The following is an 18,289-nucleotide window of genomic DNA, read 5'->3' as shown; positions in this document are numbered from 1 at the left end:
GGATGAATGCTAGAAAGCTATGGATGATGTTGTTGACCGTTTTGTTAATTACGATGAGCATACTGCCGAACATGATTGTTGCAACGGAGAACAATAATGGTACGGAAGCTACTAATAAGGTCGCGTTAAGTGAAGCGGTTAAGCAGTTGCATGACAATGTGATGGCAGAGAACTCGATACAACTAGAAAGTGAAGATGCAACAGAAAACGAACAAGCTGCGGAAACGCAATCAGAAGAAAAAGAGAATGTGAGAGTCATAATTGAGTATGAGGAAGACTCTGTTCTTGAAACGTTTAATAAAAACAAAAAGAACATGGGAAAAGCGGCAAAGAAAGAGCTAGAAAGTGCTTATACAAGTGCCAGTAAATCACATAAGGAATTCGCAAATCAAGCAAAGGCGAAAGGTCTTGCCATTAAGTACAAGCACAAATATAAAACAGCCTTTAATGGTGCCAGTGCAGAAGTGAAGCGCCAAGATATCAAAGCAATCAAGGAGCTTCCTCAAGTAAAAGAAGTACACTTGGTGAAAGAGTACGAATTAGATATGAATAATGCGACGAAGCTTACTAACGTACCTCACGTATGGGATGGCGAAGAGAACGGTCTCGGCAGTGATTTTCGCGGAGAGGGTATGTTAATTGCCGTTATTGACTCAGGAATTGATCCTACACATAGGGATTTGGTTCTTTCTGAAGGAATGGAAAAGAAACTGTCAAACGAAGCAGATTTGGCGAAAGTGGTTCAAGAATTACCTGAAGATTCGGAATTCAAGGATTTAACCTTACAGTGGTTTACTGATAAAGTTCCAACAGGGTATAACTGGGCCGACCAAAACCACACGATTTGGGAGAATAGTAATCTTGGAAGCAACCACGGTACACATGTAGCGGGAATCATAGGAGCAAATGGAAATGTTGAAGAAGGTGGCATTAAAGGTGTAGCACCTGAAGCGCAGTTGATTTCTCAAAAAGTGTTAACCAATAACCCGCTGGCAGGCGGTATCTATAGTGATGATATTTTAGCTGCCATCAATCACTCGGTCGCAATCGGAGCAGATGTCATCAACATGAGTCTTGGATCTTCCGCAGCATTTAATATTGCAGAAGGCGGACCTGAGTACACGGCAATGAAAAATGCAGCGGATTCAGGAGTAATCGTGATAAAGTCTGCAGGTAACAGCTCCAACTATGCCAACACCAATACAGCCAATGATACAAATCATCCATTGGCGCAAAATCCTGATAACGGGGTATCTGATCCGACATATGGAGTGACAGTAATTGCGGCATCTTTAAACAATACAACCGTCACTGATATTGCGTTTGAGTATAAGCATGGCGAGCAAAAACAGATGGCGGCATATTTTCCTGCAGACACTCCTGATATAAAAGAATTTATTGGTTTGGAAAATAATTTTGAACTAGTCTATGCAGGCTTTGGAAGTAAGCAGGATCTGAGTAAGCTTAAGCATGATTTAGGTATTGATCTTAAAGGGAAAATCCTGCTTATAAAAAGAGGACACGAACCAGATGACATTGATAGCCGTTATTTTTACACAAAAGTCGGAAATGCTCAGGAAGAAGGGGCAGCGGCTGTATTGGTACTAAATGATACAGCGACAGGCGAACGTTTAACAAAAATGGGGTTCTCTTCATTCCGCCCTCAAATTCCAGCAGTATTAGTCGGGCATGAGGCAGGGAAAAACATGTTAGAACTAGGTGGATTGGCGATTGGAGAAGATCAAGAGCCAGGGGAACTTGGTATGGTAGAAGGTCTGTCTGTTGCATTTGGCGAACAGTTCATGACTGGTCCAAATACAGAAGCGAATACAATGGCAGATTCCAGTACGTGGGGCGCAACAAGTGATCTCGGTTTTTATCCGGATATTACAGCTCCAGGAGGAAGCATCTGGTCGTTAAAAAATGGTGATCAATATCAAAGCATGAGTGGGACAAGTATGGCTGCCCCGCATATTACAGGGGTTTCTGCTCTTGTATATGAAGCGTTTAAGGAGAAGTATGATCTTTCTCCAGTTGAGTTGGCAGATGCCGTAAAAATGGCGATCATGAATACGGCAGAACCGGTAATGGACGCTAAAAACGAGCTGCCTTACTTAACGAGAAAGCAAGGGGCAGGGTTGACGAAAGCCGACAATGCGGTGAAAACGCCGGCAGTTGCAACAAGAAAAGTAGCGTTAAAAGATTTTGTGGAAAGAGAGAAAGAGTTTTCTGTTACTTTGAAGAATCTCTCCGACTCCACGGTTAGCTATGAATACCAAGCTTCCGCGGTGCTTACAGATGAAACATATGAAAAGGATGGGCGAACGTATAGCACAACAAGGGCAGGAGTTTTAGATGGAGCAGATTTGCAGCTTGTAAGTGTGAACGGTGCAGCCGTTTCGGATTCTGAGGTGGGAGTTGGTCCGAAGAGCACGGTGGAACTAACGTTTAAGCTTGCCAACCTTCCTGACTTGGGAGAGTTAACAGCACAGAATCCTGGTATTTTTGTGGAAGGGTTTATTTCATTAGTTCCTACTGATGATACGCATCCAAATCTGTCTGTCCCTTATATGGGCTTTTACGGAGATTGGTCTTTGCCTAAAACGGTGGATGCTCACTTCTCAGAGGAAGATTCTTATCATAAAATGACTGGACTTTATTCCATAACAAGTGGGAATACCATCGCGAAGCTTGGTTATGACTATGACAATAAAGTCTATAATCAAGACGAAGTGGCGATGTCTAATCATCCAGAATACAGCACCACAGCAGGTCCGGTACTTACTTTCTTAAGGAATGCAAAGGAAGTAGAAGTGAATGTATATGCTGGAGAAAAGCAGGGAGAAGATTTTGTTAAAGGGGATCTAGTGCGCACGCTTTCCCAAGTTTCTAAGTAAGAACTACAGCAGAGGGCAGCTGACTAAATACAGCTACTATGGTACTTGGATGTGGGAAGGGGCAAAATATAACCCGAAAACGGGAAGCTACAATTATGTGGAAGATGGCCACTATTTATATGAAGTGAAAACAAAGCTCGATATTGCGGATGCGGGCTGGCAAGTAGATGAGTTTGTGATCAAAGTTGATTCTGTACAACCTGAAATTAATGGTGTTACAGCAGAAGTTCTAGAGGATGGAAATGTAGAGCTGAGCTGGAATGCTCAAGATAATGAAAATGGGTCAGGGATTGCAGGTTATCATATTGTTCTGAATAACAATATGGACGACAGTGTCCAAGTTCGACCAAGTGCGTTTAAGGATGGCAAGTACATTTTAAATAAGAAGGAATTTAGTAAAGAGGGAGAATATCGATTCAATGTCATCGCATTTGATAAGGCGGGGAATGGTTCTTACCTTCCAGTGGAGAAACAACCTGTCGTAACGATTGGGGATGTACCTCAGCAAGAAAATCTGATTTTAGGTGGAGCAATTGAGGATGTGAACTATACAGCAGAAAGAGAATACGAGTTTTCTTATTCTTTATCGGAAAATGTTCAAGGAGTTAACATCCAAGTGTTCGCTGAGACAGGTATCACTCTTTTAGATGTGAACAATGGCAAGAATACCTCTTATAAAATAGAAGGATTGAAGAAAGGATATAACACGGTGCGGGTAGCGCCATTGAACAAATTTGGGTATGAATATCCGAATCAGGCTCAGGAGTTTAGGGTGATGGTGGACCAGGATCTTCCGACTGTAGCGATTAACCAGCCGCGCTCAGGTTCCACTTATTTTACAAAAGACATTCGTCTGCAAGGGGCTATCCTGAATGCATCGCCTATCAAAACGTTTACGGTAGGAGGCCAGGATATACCACTAAATGAACTGAAGCGTTTTGATTCTGTTATCCGCGTGGAGGATGATGGCGTGTTGAAACTGCCAGTAGTGGCTGAGGATATTGTTGGGAACAAAGTAGAATTCCAGCTACCGGTTACGGTTGATACAACCGCACCAGAGTTATCCATCGATGATGATAGTGACAAGTTGATGTCTACGGTAGTTCCAGAAAGTAAGGAAACCTATCTGTTAAAAGGAAGTTTTTACGATGAAACGTCCAGAGTAGCGTTATATGTGAACTCTAATAACGTAGGAAAGATTAGTTTAGAGGAAGCGCAATCTGGTGAGTCCAAAGCATTTGAACATAAAATTCCGCTTGAGATGGGTAAAAACATGGTGTCGGTGGAATTGATTGATATTGCTGGGAATGCTTATGTGAAGCAGTTTGTTGTCGTGAGGGGAGAAGGAGAGCTTCCGGAACTTTCTTTACGAAGCTTGAAAATAAGCAAGGATACGGTCAGCCATCAAACTCCGTTGGTGTATGAAGCGACTGGTAGTGAGACGATGAATTGGAAAGTGAAAGTAGTGAAGGAAGATGGAAAAGCCGTCGACTCTTGGACTTTTGCTGATAAGTTGCAGATCAAAGGCCAATGGCTGCCTAAAAAGGATCTTGCAGACGGAAACTACCGCTTGTTACTTGAGGGGGAAAGTGAAGATGGGCGAAAGCTCGAGACTTTCACGCACAACTTTAAGGTGTACAATTCTCCCCTAGAAATCAAGAATGTACAATTGACCGATATGAATGGAGAGGAGAAAGCTTCCTATAAAAAAGGAGACATGGTACTCATCAAAGCGGAAATTGGTAATTTTTCTAAAGAAAAGCAACAAGGAGAAGTCGTGTTTCAAGTGAAAGATAAAAAAGGTGATGTGATCAATATCGGAACGATGAGTTATTCCGGTGAACACAACACCACGGCAGAAGCCAGAGCAGGATTTAGTTTGCCGAAGAACGCGAAGAAAGGCGAATACACAGTTCAGGTATATCTGTGGGATAGCTATAGTGCGAAGAAGGAGTTGAGTTCTCCTTCTGAAGTGAAGAGCTTTAAGGTTAGGTAAGTGGTTTGAGGAGACAGGCACGGTGACCCATTCGGGTTGGCGTGCCTGTCCCTCTTACGTCAGTATAATTTTTTCTATCCTTTTCATACTAAGAGATGAAAAAGGAAAAAGGAGGGATACTGGCCATGGCGAAAAGAAACGGCAAAACAGCTGCAGAACAAAAGAATAAAAAAGGCTTTGATGCTAGCCAAACAGACGCTGAATTTTCTAATGAATTAGGAAGTGCGGCAGCTAACCAAGCTCATAAAGAGAAGGCTAAAAAAGAAAAGTCCTCTAAGAATCAAGGGGAATGGAACGGAATGAATTAGTGGTAGAGATTTGCAGGCATGGCGATTAAATAATGGCGCCATGCCTGTCCTTATAAGTCTTAATTAGCGTTTTTAAAATAAACCGTGTTGTCGGTCCACTCTCCATTTTCGAAAATAAAGCCCTTCCGTATACATTCAAATTCCATGCCAACACTTTCCGCTAATTTTACAGAAGGAGTATTATCCAAGTTAATATGGGCTTCAATGCGGTGGAAATTCAACTGTTGAAAAGCGATGTCTAGTGCTGCATTTACTGCTTCTTTCCCGTAACCTACTCTCCAATACTGATTATGAATGGTATATCCAATCCTCCCCCATTGGAAATCATCCCTGCCAAGGGTGGAAAAATCGATCATGCCGATGTGTGTTCCATCATTTTTTCTAAACACTCCAAATATATGAGCTTTGTCTTCCAGTGCCAATTCTTGATGTTTATCCACTAGATTGTGAAACCATTCCAGTGTACAGATGCTCATATCCATTTTTCCTTCATCATGTCGGTGTTGGGAAGGTAGCCGGTTTTCATATTCATTTAACCAGTTTTTATAGTCTTCTTTTTTTAGTGGTCTTACTAATAATCTATCTGTCTCTAATTGATTGTCGAATTTATCTTTTGTAGTCAATGTGACGTCTCCTTTAGGTCTTTGCTTTTTTATAGTCCAAGTTTTTAATTTATAAGCCAACTTTTTGTTTTATAGTCCAAGTTTTCGTTTTATAAGCCACTTTTTCATTATATAGTCCATTTAGGGGGATATAAATGCCATTCGACAAAATGTAATTGTGAAATTTGGAGTTTTACCTTTTCATAATTTGGGAATGTGAAAAAAAGGAAGTATACTAGAGCGAATGTTTTATGGAAGCGTGAAATTCTGTGTATAGGAATGGGAAGAAAGTTACAAATTTTGGAGTGGGAGCTTGCTATCTAGACAAAACATAAACCATAACACCTATTCTAAACAAGTTGGCAAATTGGTAAAATTAAACTAACTGTTTTTAAATGAACGTGGGTGGTGATCGTGAAATGAAAATTTTAGAAGTAGAATCGCTCCAAATGGAACTTCAATCCATGCTTGAGAAATTGGAGCTGCAGAAGGAAGAAGTGGAAAAGATACATAATGATGTCATGGGGATTGTTAATCTGGAAGATTCCTTGAAGGGACAAGGTGGACAGGCGATTCGGGCATTTTATCAGGACTGCCATATTCCATTTTTGACTTACTATCAATCCATGCTTGATGAATTCAAGAATACGTTGAACGGAATGAAAAGTGCTCTTCAATCGGTTGAACCTTCAAGTTCAGGCTATATTAATGAAAGCTTTTTGCAAAATGATCTACCGCGGGCACTGGATAATGCAAGGCGAATGACAACAGACTTAGCAAACGAAACAAATCAGGTCCTCTATTCTGTAAGCGACATTGTTTCCTTGCCCAACTTAAGGGAAGATGGCTTTGTCGATCAGGTCCGGATGTCCGAGAAGGATATTGACCAAACGCTTGAAAAATTGCATGTATTTGATCAGGAGCAAACCAGAAAATTAGATGCCGTTTCAGAGAGCAGCCAGGTTGCAACGGGATATATTGAGCAAATTAATTCCATGTTCACTGCGAAAAAGATTAGCATCAGCGGGTATGAATCAGGTACGTTGCTTGAGAAATTGGCAGATGAAGCGATTATGTCTGGGATTGATGGCTCCGGTGGTTCTTCGGGTACAGCTCTTAACAGGAATTCCATTAGTGAACGTGCACTTAATTTATTGTTATCGCATGAAAGTAATTTGAATGCGGATGTACCGGACACGGAGGGGCAGGATGAATCGAAAAGCCTTTTCCATGCTATTAAGGACGGCGCCTTTGAATCACTCGCGCCACTTGCGGTGTTAGTGGCAGCACATAAGTCAAAGCTTCTTCGCATTGAATACACGAAGAAGAAGAATCATTATACGTTTAAATATAATAGGAAGCTCATGCATTTCCTTAAAGGGAAAATTGGGCCTGATTGGACAAAGAAGCTCATTCAAAAGTTTAATAAAACATCAAAAAGCTATAGAAATATAGAGAAAACATTAAAAGCTCAAAAGGCAAGTGTCTTAAAGGGCAAGGAATTTAAGGATCCTAGAACTGCGAGTCAGAAAGTAAAGGGCGGTGTTTGGAAGTTAGCAACGCAAAACCGACCTCTTCATGAAAATGTTAAAAATAAGATAGTTAAACACTCTTCACGAGAAATGGTCATCCCAAAGGAAGCCTTTAAGAAAGTGGCAGCAAAAGCCTCAGGTGTCGGAGCAGCAATAGTTGGCACCTACTCTGCGGTTACTAGTATAAGCGACAGGTGGAGCGAAGGAGACGGTTTGCAAGGTAAAGAAAAATATAATGTAAGGGGACGAGTGGTTGCAGAGGAAGTTAATAAAGTAGCAGGTAATGTAACTGGGGCAGCTGTCGGAGCTTATGCTGGTGCAGCAATAGGAGGATTACTCTCTGGTCCGTTTGCACCGTTTGGGGCTGCAGCTGGAGCTGTAATTGGTAGTGCTATAGGGGCCACAGTCGGCGAATGGGCCTCAAAGTATACGAATAAATGGGCAAGTGACGCTGGAGCTGCCGTTGGTGAGAAAATCCATGATGTGAAGGAAAAAGCCAAAGATGCACTGGATGGAGCTAAAGATGCACTAAGCGATGCAAAAGATTCATTGTTCGGTTGGATGGGGTAAACTAATTCAAAAAAATATATAAAGGTAGTGTTAAGGGATGCTAGATACGTAATGGGAGTTATTGCAACTATTTTTGGGATACTAGGAACATTTTTATTATTTAATTTCCTTTTTGCCCTCTTATATACACTTAGCAAAAAAGCAGGAAACGGTTTTTATCGGTGGATTACTCATGACCTTGAGTTTCTGATGATCCTGTCTGCTCCTCTATTTGGGTTGACTCAGTTAATTGCCAGCAGCATATATGGGCGATTTAATTGGTTTGTAGCAAGGGTGCTGTTATTTTTATATGCCATTTTAGTATTTGTTTTAGCGATTGTTTGCTTTGTTGCATTCGGGCATTTTGCGGATATGCAGTGACTGAGTATACAAAGTTAGTCTTTAAGGGTGTTAGGAGATAATGCAAATTCTTGCGGTTTCTTTTGGTTCTCTTGGGGCATTTATATTATTTAATTTCTTCTTTGCCCTTATATATATACTTAGTAGATCAGCAGGAAATGGATTATATCGTTGGGTTACTCATGATCTAGTTTTTTTGGCCATTATCTTTGCCCCGTTATTTGTGTTAACTCAATGGGCGGCTAATAGTTTATATGAGCGATATAATTGGTTTGTGGCAAGAGTGTTCCTGCTTTTTTATGCCATATTTATATTAATTTTTTCAATACTTTGCTTTAGCATGTTTGGGTATTTTACAGATCGGATGTAATTAAAGTTTAGATATTTTGAAAAGGCTAATAGTTGATAGTAAAAATTCATAAAGGTAGCGTTGTGGGGTGTTTAAAATTCAGTGGAACTAATTGGAACTATCTTAATTGCCCTCGCTGTATTTTTATTATTTAATGTCCTGTTTGCCCTCTTATATATACTTAGCAAATCTGCAGGAATTGGCTTTTATCGATGGATTACGCATGACGGCCTTCTGGATATCTTATCTTTTCCTATAATGGGTCTGACTCAGTGGGCAGCAAGCAGTTTATATGAGCGGCATAATTGGTTTGTTGCCAGGGTGCTATTAATCTTATATACAATATTAATATTTATATTAGCAATCGTTAGCTTTATAGTGTTTGGTTATATAGAGGATATTAGATAACTGAGTGTGGATTCGTTAAATGAATACTATTAAACGAACCTGAAAAAGAAAGGGGTTACTCATATGTCATATACTCTTACTGCGGAAGAATACATATTATCGCTTCTATTGCTTGATGGGGCGGAAGTGGCCGCTTCGATCAAGGATGAGGTGTTCGGTGATATTTCAGATCAACTATTGGAGTGTCGGCTGGATAGTGCAACAAGCGGCCTGATTTCTAAAGGGTTATTTTCGGTAGATGGTAATCAGGAGAAAGTGGATGAGCAGTTTCGGGAGTTTGTAATGGGACTGACCAATGTGAAGCGTGTGGTTCGTTGTCAGGTAGCAACAGACGAAGGTGCCAGTACGGTGTCATTATTCTGTGGTGAAGATTTTACGGTTCAACAATCGTTGTATGATAACCGTATTTTTAAGTTGTTTGGTGAGTCGGATGAACAGAAGCTGAGCCGGTTGATGGATCTGAGTATGAATCGGATGGATGGCGAAGCATTTACTGTGAAGGAGCCGCAATTTGAAAAGGTGGTAGACAAATTGTTGGCGGGCAGGGAGCTTACAAAGGATGAGACCAATCTGTTTAACCCGCAATTTTTAAATGTTCTTGTGGCGAAAAAAGGAAAGTTGAATTCGTTGTATGATTATCGTCTTGGGGAGCAGGTAGCTATTGGTGCACTATTGTATATTAGTAATGGTGAACAAACATGGATTATCGAAAACAATGAGGATAATTTGATTATTGCACCGTTTTCGTTTGGGGATTTATTTGAATAATGGGTTTTAGGGACAGGCACGCAGATTCGGTTGGTGCCGGCGTGCCTGTTTCCGTTACTAAGTGCGACTCCGTAGATTTTTGGGCGGAGTCGTTTTTTGTTGGGATTTGTCGCTTCGCTTGTATTTGGGGTAGTTTGGACAGTAAAGTGGGGGCGACGGACTGTATTTTTATTTTTGCGACAGTATTGGGGGCATTTCCGACAGTAAATGGGTGTGTTTGGACAGTAAGTGGGATATGAAGGGAAAAGCTGAAGTGAAAAATTGCTAGAAGCATCTAATCTACATCTAAAGTCGCACCTCCCCCATCACAAAGCTGTATTCAAACTTCCTTCCTTTGCTGAATGTTACCAAATTCTTCTTCCTTTATGATAAAAGTATCAAAAGTGAAGAGGGAGAACAGCAATGAACAGTTTATATAAAGACAGCAGGTTTCAGTATATTATTTTGGCAAATGTGGCGTCAGCTATTGGGAGCGGAATTACCATGATCGCGATTCCGTGGCTGTTGGTGACGAGTGAGAACGGGAATGAAGTGTTTGGTTACGTGGCAATTTGTATGACGATCATTAACTTTATGCTTACTCCGTACTTAGGATATTTGATTGACAAGATTTCTAGGAAGAGATTACTTGTAAGCAGTAAGATGGTCAGCCTCGTTGCTTTGGCTTTATTTTCGGGAGTTGGTTTTGTTGGATTGGAATATGAACTTTGGCATTACATTGTCATCTACATGATTGGCAGTCTGTATTACACGATTTTTTATCCAACGATGTTTGCTTTAAATCAGGAATTGTTTCATAAAAATCAGTTTAAGGTATTGAACGGCACAATGGAGGTGCAGGGGCAGTTATCAAGTATGCTGGCTGGAGCGATTGCGAGTGTGCTTCTTTTAAAGTGGGATCTCCATTACATTTTGTTATTGGATGTATGTACGTACGCGCTTGCAATCTACTTTTTTGTAAAAATTCCTTATCGGAAGAATCGTCCAGTGGGAGCAGTTTCCGATGGTGCTAAAGTGAGCGCATTTGTGGCCGTTGATTTTATAAAAAGGGAGCCGGCGATGTTCCTGTTTTTGCTGGCTTCGACCTTGCCGTTCATTGGGGTTATGCTCACAAACTATCTTTTTCCTGTTTACTTGGCAGATGTGTTGAAAGTGGAGGGGGATATTTATGGCATCCAGGGGATGGTGTATGGTCTAGGGGCTGTACTGGCTGGGGTTTTTGTTCCGATTGCCGCACGGAAATTTGAGGACAAGAAGCTAGTTGCAGGGACAATGGTGCTTTTTACGTTGGCAATTTCGGTTATGGTTTATTTACCTGTTGGCGGCTATCTGTTCATGATGTTGTTGATCGCGCTTGGTAACGCTGGTGCAAGGGTGGCGCGGAATGCCTTCATGATGGAGCGGATCCCGAATGAGATTATTGGAAGGGTCGATGGGATGTTGAGAGCAGTTGGCCTGTTGCTGCGGATCGTGTTATTGGCAGTGTTCACGGGACTTGTTTCCATGGGGCAAATTTTGATGTGTTTTACGATTTTGGCAGGGATTCTTGTGATTGCTTCGAGTTTTGTGGTCGTTTTTTCGCGGAAAAGTGTTGGAGCTGCTGAGCGGGAAGTCGTTAAAGTGTAAAAGGAGCCGAAATGCGTGGCTCCTTTGGTTTTGAATGGGGTGGCGTGGTGATTTATCAACCAACTCTTGAATTAATCAACCACTTTTTCAGGTTTATCAACCAACTTTCAAATATATCAACGACTTTGGGCAATATAAATGCCATTCGACAAATACCGACAGGTGCTCCCCGTAAATTTTGAAAAACCTGGGTCGGCGTGCCTGGCCCCTCAGCCCACCACCGTCAACAACACCGCAATCCCGTTAAACACTCCATGAATAATGATTCCCGGAACTATCGACCCCGACCTCTCGTAGGTCCAAGCAAAAACTATCCCTGAAAGGAAGTTGACGGGTAACGTGTTGTAGGTTGGGATATGCACAACCGTAAAAATTAACGAGCTGACCAAAAGACCAGCCCCCACACCCCATTTCCCCCGAATCCACTTATATAAAAATCCTCGGTAAAAGATTTCCTCATAGATGGGTGAAATAACAGCGGCTGAAAGAAAGGCGATCATGAAAGTGAACCAGGTTACCTCATCTTTCAGTGATTCTGTTTTGCTGTTGTCGACTCCGACTCCTAACATATCCATGATAACGACCAATAGAATACTAGAAACAATTAATACGACCGTCCATACGGGAATCCATTTCCAATAGCTTCTCCGGAAGGAACGAAGGCCGACTTCCTCCCAACCTATTCCATGTGGTTTAAGGGCAATCAAGTACACGCTTAGTGTAAAAATGATGGACATGATGAAGCCAGTCATGGTGCCGGCATAGAGTGCGTTATTAAATGCTTGCAATAAATACCGGTGCAGCCACACCTCAAAAAATATTGGCACGAAAACGAGAGCCATAAATAGTAGTAGGATCAATTCTTTAACATTCCATTTTGTGTTAATTTTCAATGTGATTTCCTCCAGATATTTTGTATGATAAATGTAGGATAAATGGTGACGTTACGTAACCTGCAAGTAGTTTAGGAGGGAATGTATGAATTATTTTTCATCGGGAGAGGTTGCAAAGAAATTAGGGGTGTCTTTGCGGACAGTACGATATTATGACGACATTGAGTTGGTGGAGCCGACAAAAAAGGATGACAGTGGAAGGCGGCTGTATACGGAGGAGGATATACTCCAGCTCCAAAAAGTATTGCTATTGAAGGAAACTGCTATGCCTCTGAAGGATATTCAAAAAGTTTTAAATCAGATAACGATGGAGAGGGTTCTTCTTTTACATAAGGGGCAATTAGAGGAAAATCTGGTGAAGGTAAAATTGTCGCTCGATCACACACATTCTCTTTTAAATATGTTGAAGCTTGAAAAGGACATTCAATGGGAGCACCTTATTCCTTTGCTGGGAGAGGACTTAGAAGGAAAGCGGCAGCAACGAGCGGCTGAAATGGAATTGGTGTTCAGCGAGGAGGAGCAAGTAGTTATGCAGCAAAACTTGCCTAAGTTAGAGGACAACCCTGTGGAAGTGGCGAAGTGGATTAACATTATTAAGCGAATTGAGCTTTGTCTTGCCGAGGGGAAAAAGCCGGGTTCGGAAGCCGGACAACTGATCGCGGAAGATGTGATGATTTTGTCTGAGGAAACGTTTAAAGGCGATGCGGAACTGGCGGAAAAGTTTTGGGTTGTGAGGAAATCAGAAGGGGCTTCTGCTGAGTTGGGGTTCTATCCAGTTAGGCAGGAAGTGTTGGAGTTTTTGGAGGAGGCGATGAAAGAAACTGCTGTATCTTCATAACTAGTTATTGAATCCTTGTCTATGGGTGATTTATGATAGAGAAGTAAGTTGGTACATATTAGAAATATTAATCTAGTAGGAGGGGTACTATGGGAAGATTAATTCATTTCGAAATTCATGTGGATAACATGGAGCGTGCAAAGGGGTTTTATGGAGAGGTGTTCGGTTGGACATTTCAAGATTGGAGCGAGTATGCAGGAATGCCGTATTTCGGAGCGGTGACAGGGGACGAGAGTGAGCTTGGTATTAATGGTGCGTTGATGCAACGAAAAGGTGCTGCGCCTGAGGCCAATCAACCTCTAAATGGGTTTGCCTGCACAATGGGTGTTGAGGAGTACGATGCTACGGAAAAGTTGATTCTTGAGAATGGTGGGGAAGTGGCCGTGCCAAAACATGCATTGCCGGGAATGGCATGGCAAGGGTATTATGTGGACACCGAAGGAAATGTGTTTGGTATCCACCAGCCAGATCAGAATGCGAAATAGATAGAGTTGGAGACAAGACCTTATTTTAGGGTCTTGTTTTTTCTAGGGGCTGCGTGCCTGTCCCCATAGCCAACCCAAAAACGCGTCACCGAGCCTGTCCCCTCAACCCACGGTTCAAAAACTCATTCAACAGTCCCGCCATCTCTTTAGGCGTTTTGTTCATCCCACTTTCCAACCAGTTCTTAATCATATAAATACTCCCACTGACAAAGAATATACTTAAGTATTCAAAGGTCTCCGCGTCGATTTGTTTGCTAGGAATGAAGTTTTTCAGTATGTATTCCTTCGCGATCATCATGCCTTTTTTCTGGAATTGCACTTCGGTGTTTTCGCTTAATAAGATCTTACAAATATCACTCTTAGAGGCGATGTATTCAAAGATTTTCTCGGTCATTTGGTATGCCTCGTCTTCTTTTGAGAAATTATATTGGTTAAGCGTCTTGACCATGTCCTCGGTGAATTCGTCGTCAATGGAATCGAGCAGGTCGTATTGACTGGAATAGTGGGCGTAAAAGGTGGAGCGGTTAATATCGGCTTTTGTACATATTTCTTTTATTGTAATGCTAGCAATGGATTTATCCTTAAGTAAATCCAGTAAACTTTCCTTCAGTACCATGCGTGTGTACTGCTTTCTTCTATCCATTTTTTCGCTCATCTTCATCACAGCCTTTCATAAAAAACAACACAATAGAATCATATGTTGTCTATCTAACATCCGGAACGCAACTGTCTGTTGAATACCCAACACGGTGTCTAATATAATAATAAGATGAAAAGTGGTACGACACAAGAGAGGATGAACAACGATAAATATTGCATCACGTATTATAAAGCATAAAAAGGCTGTTTTGATTGTGTTTGCGTTGGTGACCATCATCTCGACCGTGGCGCAGTTTTTTGTTTCGGTCAATTATAATATGGTAGATTATCTGCCAGATGATGCCCAGTCGACCAAGGCCATGGAGATTATGGAAAAAGAATTTACGGGTTCTGTACCGGATACGCGGGTCATGATATCGGATGTGACGATACAGGAAGCCGTTACGTATAAAGAGAAATTAGAAGCCATTGATGGAGTGGCAGAAGTGATCTGGCTCGATGATGTGGTCGACTTAAAAAAACCACTCGAAATAGCGGATCAAGAGATGGTCGAAAGTTACTATATGGACGGCAATGCCTTGTTTTCCATTAGCGTACGTAGTGGAGATGAGGTGGCTATTACGGATGCCGTCTATGAATTGATTGGTGAAAATGGTGCCATTGCTGGGGAAGCAATCAATACCGCGACCTCACAAAAAATGGCCGGAAACGAATCGATGTATGCGGCCATGCTGCTTGTGCCGATCATCATTTTCATTCTGATCATCTCCACAACATCTTGGGTGGAGCCAATTTTCTTCCTGACAGCGATTGGAGTTTCTGTCCTGATCAACTTAGGAACCAACATCTTTATCGGGGAGGTTTCCTTTGTGACGCAGTCGGTGGCGCCGATTCTGCAGCTCGCCGTGTCGCTTGATTATGCGGTATTTCTCCTACACAGCTTTTCCGATTATCGTAAAAAAACAAAAAATCCTGAAGAGGCCATGGAGCTTGCGATGAAGAAGTCGTTCCCGGCCATTACTGCGAGTGCGGCGACGACATTCTTTGGATTTATTGCGCTAACGTTTATGGATTTCGAAATCGGTTCTGACCTTGGGTTGAATCTGGTAAAAGGAATCGTGCTTAGTTTTATCAGTGTAATGGTATTTTTACCTGCATTAACGCTCTTCTTTTATAAATGGATGGATAAGACGCAACACAGAAGCTTCATCCCAAGCTTTGAGGGGATTGGGAACTTTGTGGTCAAATTAAGGGTTCCAAGTTTACTAATTGTGCTCGCTCTACTTGTACCCGCATTCCTTGCGCAGACCAATACCTCTTTTACATATGGTTTTGGTGAACTGCCAGATCATACAAGAGCTGGTGCGGATTATAATAAAATCAACGAATCCTTCGGGGAAATCACACCGATTGTGCTTTTAGTGCCAAAGGGCGAGGTGGCAAAAGAAGAGGAGCTTGTGGAAGAGCTTGAGTCCATGGATTATGTCACAAGTGTCGTGTCCTACGTAAACATGGTGGACCCGGTGATCCCGCCAGAGTACTTGGATGAAGAGGTCCGAAATGAATTTTATTCGGAAAATTACAGCCGGATCGTGATCAACACCAACCAGGCGACAGAAGGGGACATTCCTTTTGCGATTGTGGAAAATGTGGATCAAGCCGCATCGGCGTATTACGGAGATTCCGCGCTCAGCCTTGGGGAGAGCGTGACGCTGTATGATATAAAAAATACGGTGACAAAGGATAATATTTTGGTCAATGTGTTGACGGTTGTGACCATTGCCATTGTGTTATTGATTGGCTTCCGGTCAATTTCAATACCGGTTGTCTTGTTATTGGCGATTCAGTCCTCTGTGTGGATAAACTTATCCATTCCGTATTTCTCGCAGACCTCGCTGGTGTTCGTGGGGTACCTCATCATCAGTACGGTGCAATTAGCGGCTACTGTGGATTATGGAATATTATTTACAGAGGCTTACACCCACCATCGTAAGGAAATGTCGGGCAGGAAGGCAATTATCAAAACGTTGGATGAGAAGACGTTCTCGATTTCAATTTCAGCAGCCATTCTGTCCAGTGTCGGGTTTATTTTATGGATTACGTCTTCTAACCCAATTGTCGGTTCAATCGGACTGTTGCTTGGAAGAGGTGCACTGCTGGCTTTTATCATGGTGTTGTTCTTCCTACCGGCGATGCTGCTTGTGTGTGATAGATTCATCAAGAAAACAACCTATAAGTCCAATTTCAAAGAGGAGAAGTGATGATGAGAAAGAAAAAACTACTATATGTTACACTTGCCGGAATGATTTTCTTGCCTTCATTTCTTGGGAAAGCGAGTGGCGTTTACGCGGAAGATCAACGGAATGTCAGAAGCAAGGAAGAAGTGGTCTACGCCACGTTGAAAGCAAACGGAGATCTTGGCCCTATCTATGTTGTGAATACCCTCGATGTTGTGAAGGCGGGGGAAATCCTCGATTTCGGTGAGTATAAAACAGTGAAAAATTTGACGGATATGACGGAACTAGAGCAAGAAGGCGAGCGTGTGGTGGCCGAAGTGGAACAGGAAGGGAAGTTCTACTACCAAGGCGACTTGGAAGAAGGAACGGAACTGCCATGGGATGTGACGGTTACGTATCTTTTGGATGGGCGTGAAGTGGAGCCTGCAGAGCTTGCGGGGGAAAGCGGTCATGTAGAGATACAAGTCGAGACAGCGTCTAACAACAACGTTGCATCTGTCTTTTATGAAAATTATTTGTTGCAAGTATCCCTGACGATGCCGAATACCTATCAGAATATCGAAGCATCCTCTGGTGGCATGCAGGCGAATGTCGGGAAAAATAAACAAATCACGTTTACGGTGATGCCTGGAAAAGAAGAGCAGCTTCGAGTTGAGGCAGACGTGGAAAACTTTGAATTCAATGGTGTAGAGATTGCCGCAGTCCCATCCAGCCTTCCGATTGATACGACCGGAACGGAAGGGATGACCGATGATATGGCAGAACTGTCAGATGCCATCGGGCAATTGAATGATGGTGTAGGCCAACTGCAGGACGGGATTTCTGAGTTGAACACCGGTGCGGCGAAACTTCGTGATGGATCTGCACAATATAAAAGTGGCATCAATCAGCTGAATGGGTCGTCATCTGAGTTGGCTGGGGCTTCTGCATCTATAAAGGAAGCGTTAGGAACGATTAATCGGGAACTATCCGCTGGTGCAGCAGACGTTGATTTGAGCAGTTTGACCGAATTGCCAGCCGGGTTGCGTGAACTTGCGAAAGGCTTGAATGATACGGCAGACGGACTCGGAAAATTACTGGAAAACTATGGGACGGCTTATGCTGCACTAGACGGTGCAATCACTGAAATACCCGCAGGAGACCTATCCGAAGAAGAGATTGCTGCTTTATATAAAAGCGGAGCAGATCCTGCCGTTGTGGATAAGTTGGCAGCCAACTATGCGGCTGCCCAAAAGGTGAAAGGAACTTATGCACAGGTCCAGGAAGCATTTGCAGCGGTGGAGCCATCATTGAAACAAGTCGATGGAGCAGTAAGAGGGATAAGTGGCACGTTGACGACAATTGCGGATGAGCTATCGGCTTCACTAGAGGAAACCGATTTGAGCGGGTTGGCTGAGCTGACAAAAGGCATGGAAACGTTGGCGGCCAACTTTAATCAGTTCCACTCGGGGCTTGTGAGTTATACAAATGGTGTTGGAGAGCTATCCACATCCTATTCACAACTTCACACAGGCTTAATTGGCTTGACGGACGGTACGAATGAACTTTCAACAGGAGTGAATGAGTTATCGGAGGGAACAGAGGAATTATACGCTGAAACCAAAGACCTTCCTGCCAAAATGCAAGCCGAGATCGACAAGATGATTCAGGAATACGATAAATCAGATTTCAAACCAGTGTCGTTTGTATCGGAAGAAAATGAAAAAGTCACTTCCGTTCAATTTGTCATTAAAACGGAAGCAATTAAGATGGATGAGAAGAAAACGAAGGAAGCGGAGCCTGAGGAAAAGAAGGGGTTCTGGACTTTGTTGAAAGAGTTATTTAAGTAAAAAAGAGGGAGG

The 18,289-nt window shown here is 42.4% G+C and carries 15 protein-coding genes; 12 read left to right on the top strand and 3 right to left on the bottom strand.

Translation table 11 applies throughout. From position 1 onward, the window contains the following. The first annotated feature begins 2 nt into the window (after positions 1-2). From LC091_RS15005 to LC091_RS14995, 3 genes are all read left to right on the top strand, one after another. Positions 3-2,897 (top strand): S8 family serine peptidase, encoded by a 2,895-nt coding sequence (locus LC091_RS15005; RefSeq protein ID WP_226682843.1) that lies wholly within the window; start codon positions 3-5, stop codon positions 2,895-2,897. Positions 2,898-2,946: 49 nt separating this feature from the next. Then, complete coding sequence (locus LC091_RS15000; protein ID WP_226682842.1) at positions 2,947-4,893, top strand: Ig-like domain repeat protein; 1,947 nt, start codon at positions 2,947-2,949, stop codon at positions 4,891-4,893. A gap of 125 nt (positions 4,894-5,018) precedes the next feature. Then, positions 5,019-5,201 (top strand): hypothetical protein, encoded by a 183-nt coding sequence (locus LC091_RS14995; RefSeq protein ID WP_226682841.1) that lies wholly within the window; start codon positions 5,019-5,021, stop codon positions 5,199-5,201. 59 nt (positions 5,202-5,260) lie between these two features. Here LC091_RS14995 and LC091_RS14990 read toward each other — a convergent pair whose 3' ends face one another. Further along, entirely contained in the window at positions 5,261-5,824 is a 564-nt protein-coding gene (locus LC091_RS14990) for a GNAT family N-acetyltransferase (RefSeq protein WP_226682840.1), read from the bottom strand. A 398-nt stretch (positions 5,825-6,222) separates the two neighbouring features. Here LC091_RS14990 and LC091_RS14985 point away from each other — a divergent pair, with 398 nt between their 5' ends. The 5 genes from LC091_RS14985 to LC091_RS14965 all read left to right on the top strand — a co-directional run bounded on the left by LC091_RS14985 (position 6,223) and on the right by LC091_RS14965 (position 11,395). Then, a complete protein-coding gene (locus tag LC091_RS14985; RefSeq protein ID WP_226682839.1) occupies positions 6,223-7,905 on the top strand; it encodes a ribonuclease YeeF family protein in 1,683 nt (560 codons plus the stop codon). Between the two features lie 51 nt (positions 7,906-7,956). Next, the gene (locus LC091_RS14980) at positions 7,957-8,265 is read left to right on the top strand and encodes a hypothetical protein (RefSeq protein WP_226682838.1); all 309 of its coding nucleotides are present in this window, start codon (positions 7,957-7,959) and stop codon (positions 8,263-8,265) included. 430 nt (positions 8,266-8,695) lie between these two features. Beyond that, the gene (locus tag LC091_RS14975) at positions 8,696-9,001 is read left to right on the top strand and encodes a hypothetical protein (RefSeq protein ID WP_226682837.1); all 306 of its coding nucleotides are present in this window, start codon (positions 8,696-8,698) and stop codon (positions 8,999-9,001) included. 63 nt (positions 9,002-9,064) lie between these two features. Further along, complete coding sequence (locus LC091_RS14970; RefSeq protein WP_226682836.1) at positions 9,065-9,769, top strand: hypothetical protein; 705 nt, start codon at positions 9,065-9,067, stop codon at positions 9,767-9,769. Positions 9,770-10,171: 402 nt separating this feature from the next. Next, positions 10,172-11,395 (top strand): MFS transporter, encoded by a 1,224-nt coding sequence (locus tag LC091_RS14965; RefSeq protein ID WP_226682835.1) that lies wholly within the window; start codon positions 10,172-10,174, stop codon positions 11,393-11,395. A gap of 209 nt (positions 11,396-11,604) precedes the next feature. Here LC091_RS14965 and LC091_RS14960 read toward each other — a convergent pair whose 3' ends face one another. After that, a complete protein-coding gene (locus LC091_RS14960; RefSeq protein ID WP_226682834.1) occupies positions 11,605-12,288 on the bottom strand; it encodes a CPBP family intramembrane glutamic endopeptidase in 684 nt (227 codons plus the stop codon). 85 nt (positions 12,289-12,373) lie between these two features. Here LC091_RS14960 and LC091_RS14955 point away from each other — a divergent pair, with 85 nt between their 5' ends. Beyond that, a complete protein-coding gene (locus LC091_RS14955) occupies positions 12,374-13,126 on the top strand; it encodes a MerR family transcriptional regulator (RefSeq protein WP_226682833.1) in 753 nt (250 codons plus the stop codon). Positions 13,127-13,215: 89 nt separating this feature from the next. After that, positions 13,216-13,611 carry a VOC family protein gene (locus LC091_RS14950; protein ID WP_226682832.1) on the top strand — a complete coding sequence of 132 codons (396 nt, stop codon included), beginning with the start codon at positions 13,216-13,218 and terminating at the stop codon, positions 13,609-13,611. A gap of 85 nt (positions 13,612-13,696) precedes the next feature. On the opposite strand, the gene LC091_RS14945 is transcribed toward LC091_RS14950, so the two are convergent. Beyond that, on the bottom strand, positions 13,697-14,266 hold the full coding sequence (locus LC091_RS14945; protein WP_226682831.1) for a TetR/AcrR family transcriptional regulator: 570 nt from the start codon (positions 14,264-14,266) through the stop codon (positions 13,697-13,699). A 262-nt stretch (positions 14,267-14,528) separates the two neighbouring features. On the opposite strand from LC091_RS14945, the gene LC091_RS14940 reads away from it, so the two are divergent. Both LC091_RS14940 and LC091_RS14935 read left to right on the top strand, forming a co-directional pair. Further along, positions 14,529-16,472: an efflux RND transporter permease subunit gene (locus tag LC091_RS14940; protein WP_226683087.1), complete on the top strand. Its 1,944-nt coding sequence runs from the start codon at positions 14,529-14,531 to the stop codon at positions 16,470-16,472. Then, positions 16,472-18,277, top strand: a complete 1,806-nt coding sequence (locus tag LC091_RS14935; protein WP_226682830.1) for a YhgE/Pip domain-containing protein — start codon at positions 16,472-16,474, stop codon at positions 18,275-18,277. The genes LC091_RS14940 and LC091_RS14935 overlap by 1 nt, the downstream gene beginning before the upstream one ends. The last annotated feature ends 12 nt before the right edge of the window (positions 18,278-18,289 follow it).

The sequence above is a fragment of the Sutcliffiella horikoshii genome, from assembly GCF_020524325.1.
Taxonomy (GTDB): domain Bacteria; phylum Bacillota; class Bacilli; order Bacillales; family Bacillaceae_I; genus Sutcliffiella_A; species Sutcliffiella_A horikoshii_D.
The sequence above is the reverse complement of the archived record's forward strand: the minus strand, read 5'-3'. Positions and strand labels throughout refer to the sequence as shown.

Coding starts and splice junctions, on each gene's coding strand:
- LC091_RS15005 (WP_226682843.1), top strand. CDS start 3: ATGAATGCTAGAAAGCTATGGATGATGTTGTTGACCGTTTTGTTAATT.
- LC091_RS15000 (WP_226682842.1), top strand. CDS start 2,947: ATGTGGGAAGGGGCAAAATATAACCCGAAAACGGGAAGCTACAATTAT.
- LC091_RS14995 (WP_226682841.1), top strand. CDS start 5,019: ATGGCGAAAAGAAACGGCAAAACAGCTGCAGAACAAAAGAATAAAAAA.
- LC091_RS14985 (WP_226682839.1), top strand. CDS start 6,223: ATGAAAATTTTAGAAGTAGAATCGCTCCAAATGGAACTTCAATCCATG.
- LC091_RS14980 (WP_226682838.1), top strand. CDS start 7,957: ATGGGAGTTATTGCAACTATTTTTGGGATACTAGGAACATTTTTATTA.
- LC091_RS14970 (WP_226682836.1), top strand. CDS start 9,065: ATGTCATATACTCTTACTGCGGAAGAATACATATTATCGCTTCTATTG.
- LC091_RS14965 (WP_226682835.1), top strand. CDS start 10,172: ATGAACAGTTTATATAAAGACAGCAGGTTTCAGTATATTATTTTGGCA.
- LC091_RS14955 (WP_226682833.1), top strand. CDS start 12,374: ATGAATTATTTTTCATCGGGAGAGGTTGCAAAGAAATTAGGGGTGTCT.
- LC091_RS14950 (WP_226682832.1), top strand. CDS start 13,216: ATGGGAAGATTAATTCATTTCGAAATTCATGTGGATAACATGGAGCGT.
- LC091_RS14945 (WP_226682831.1), bottom strand. CDS start 14,266: ATGAGCGAAAAAATGGATAGAAGAAAGCAGTACACACGCATGGTACTG.
- LC091_RS14940 (WP_226683087.1), top strand. CDS start 14,529: ATGGTAGATTATCTGCCAGATGATGCCCAGTCGACCAAGGCCATGGAG.
- LC091_RS14935 (WP_226682830.1), top strand. CDS start 16,472: ATGATGAGAAAGAAAAAACTACTATATGTTACACTTGCCGGAATGATT.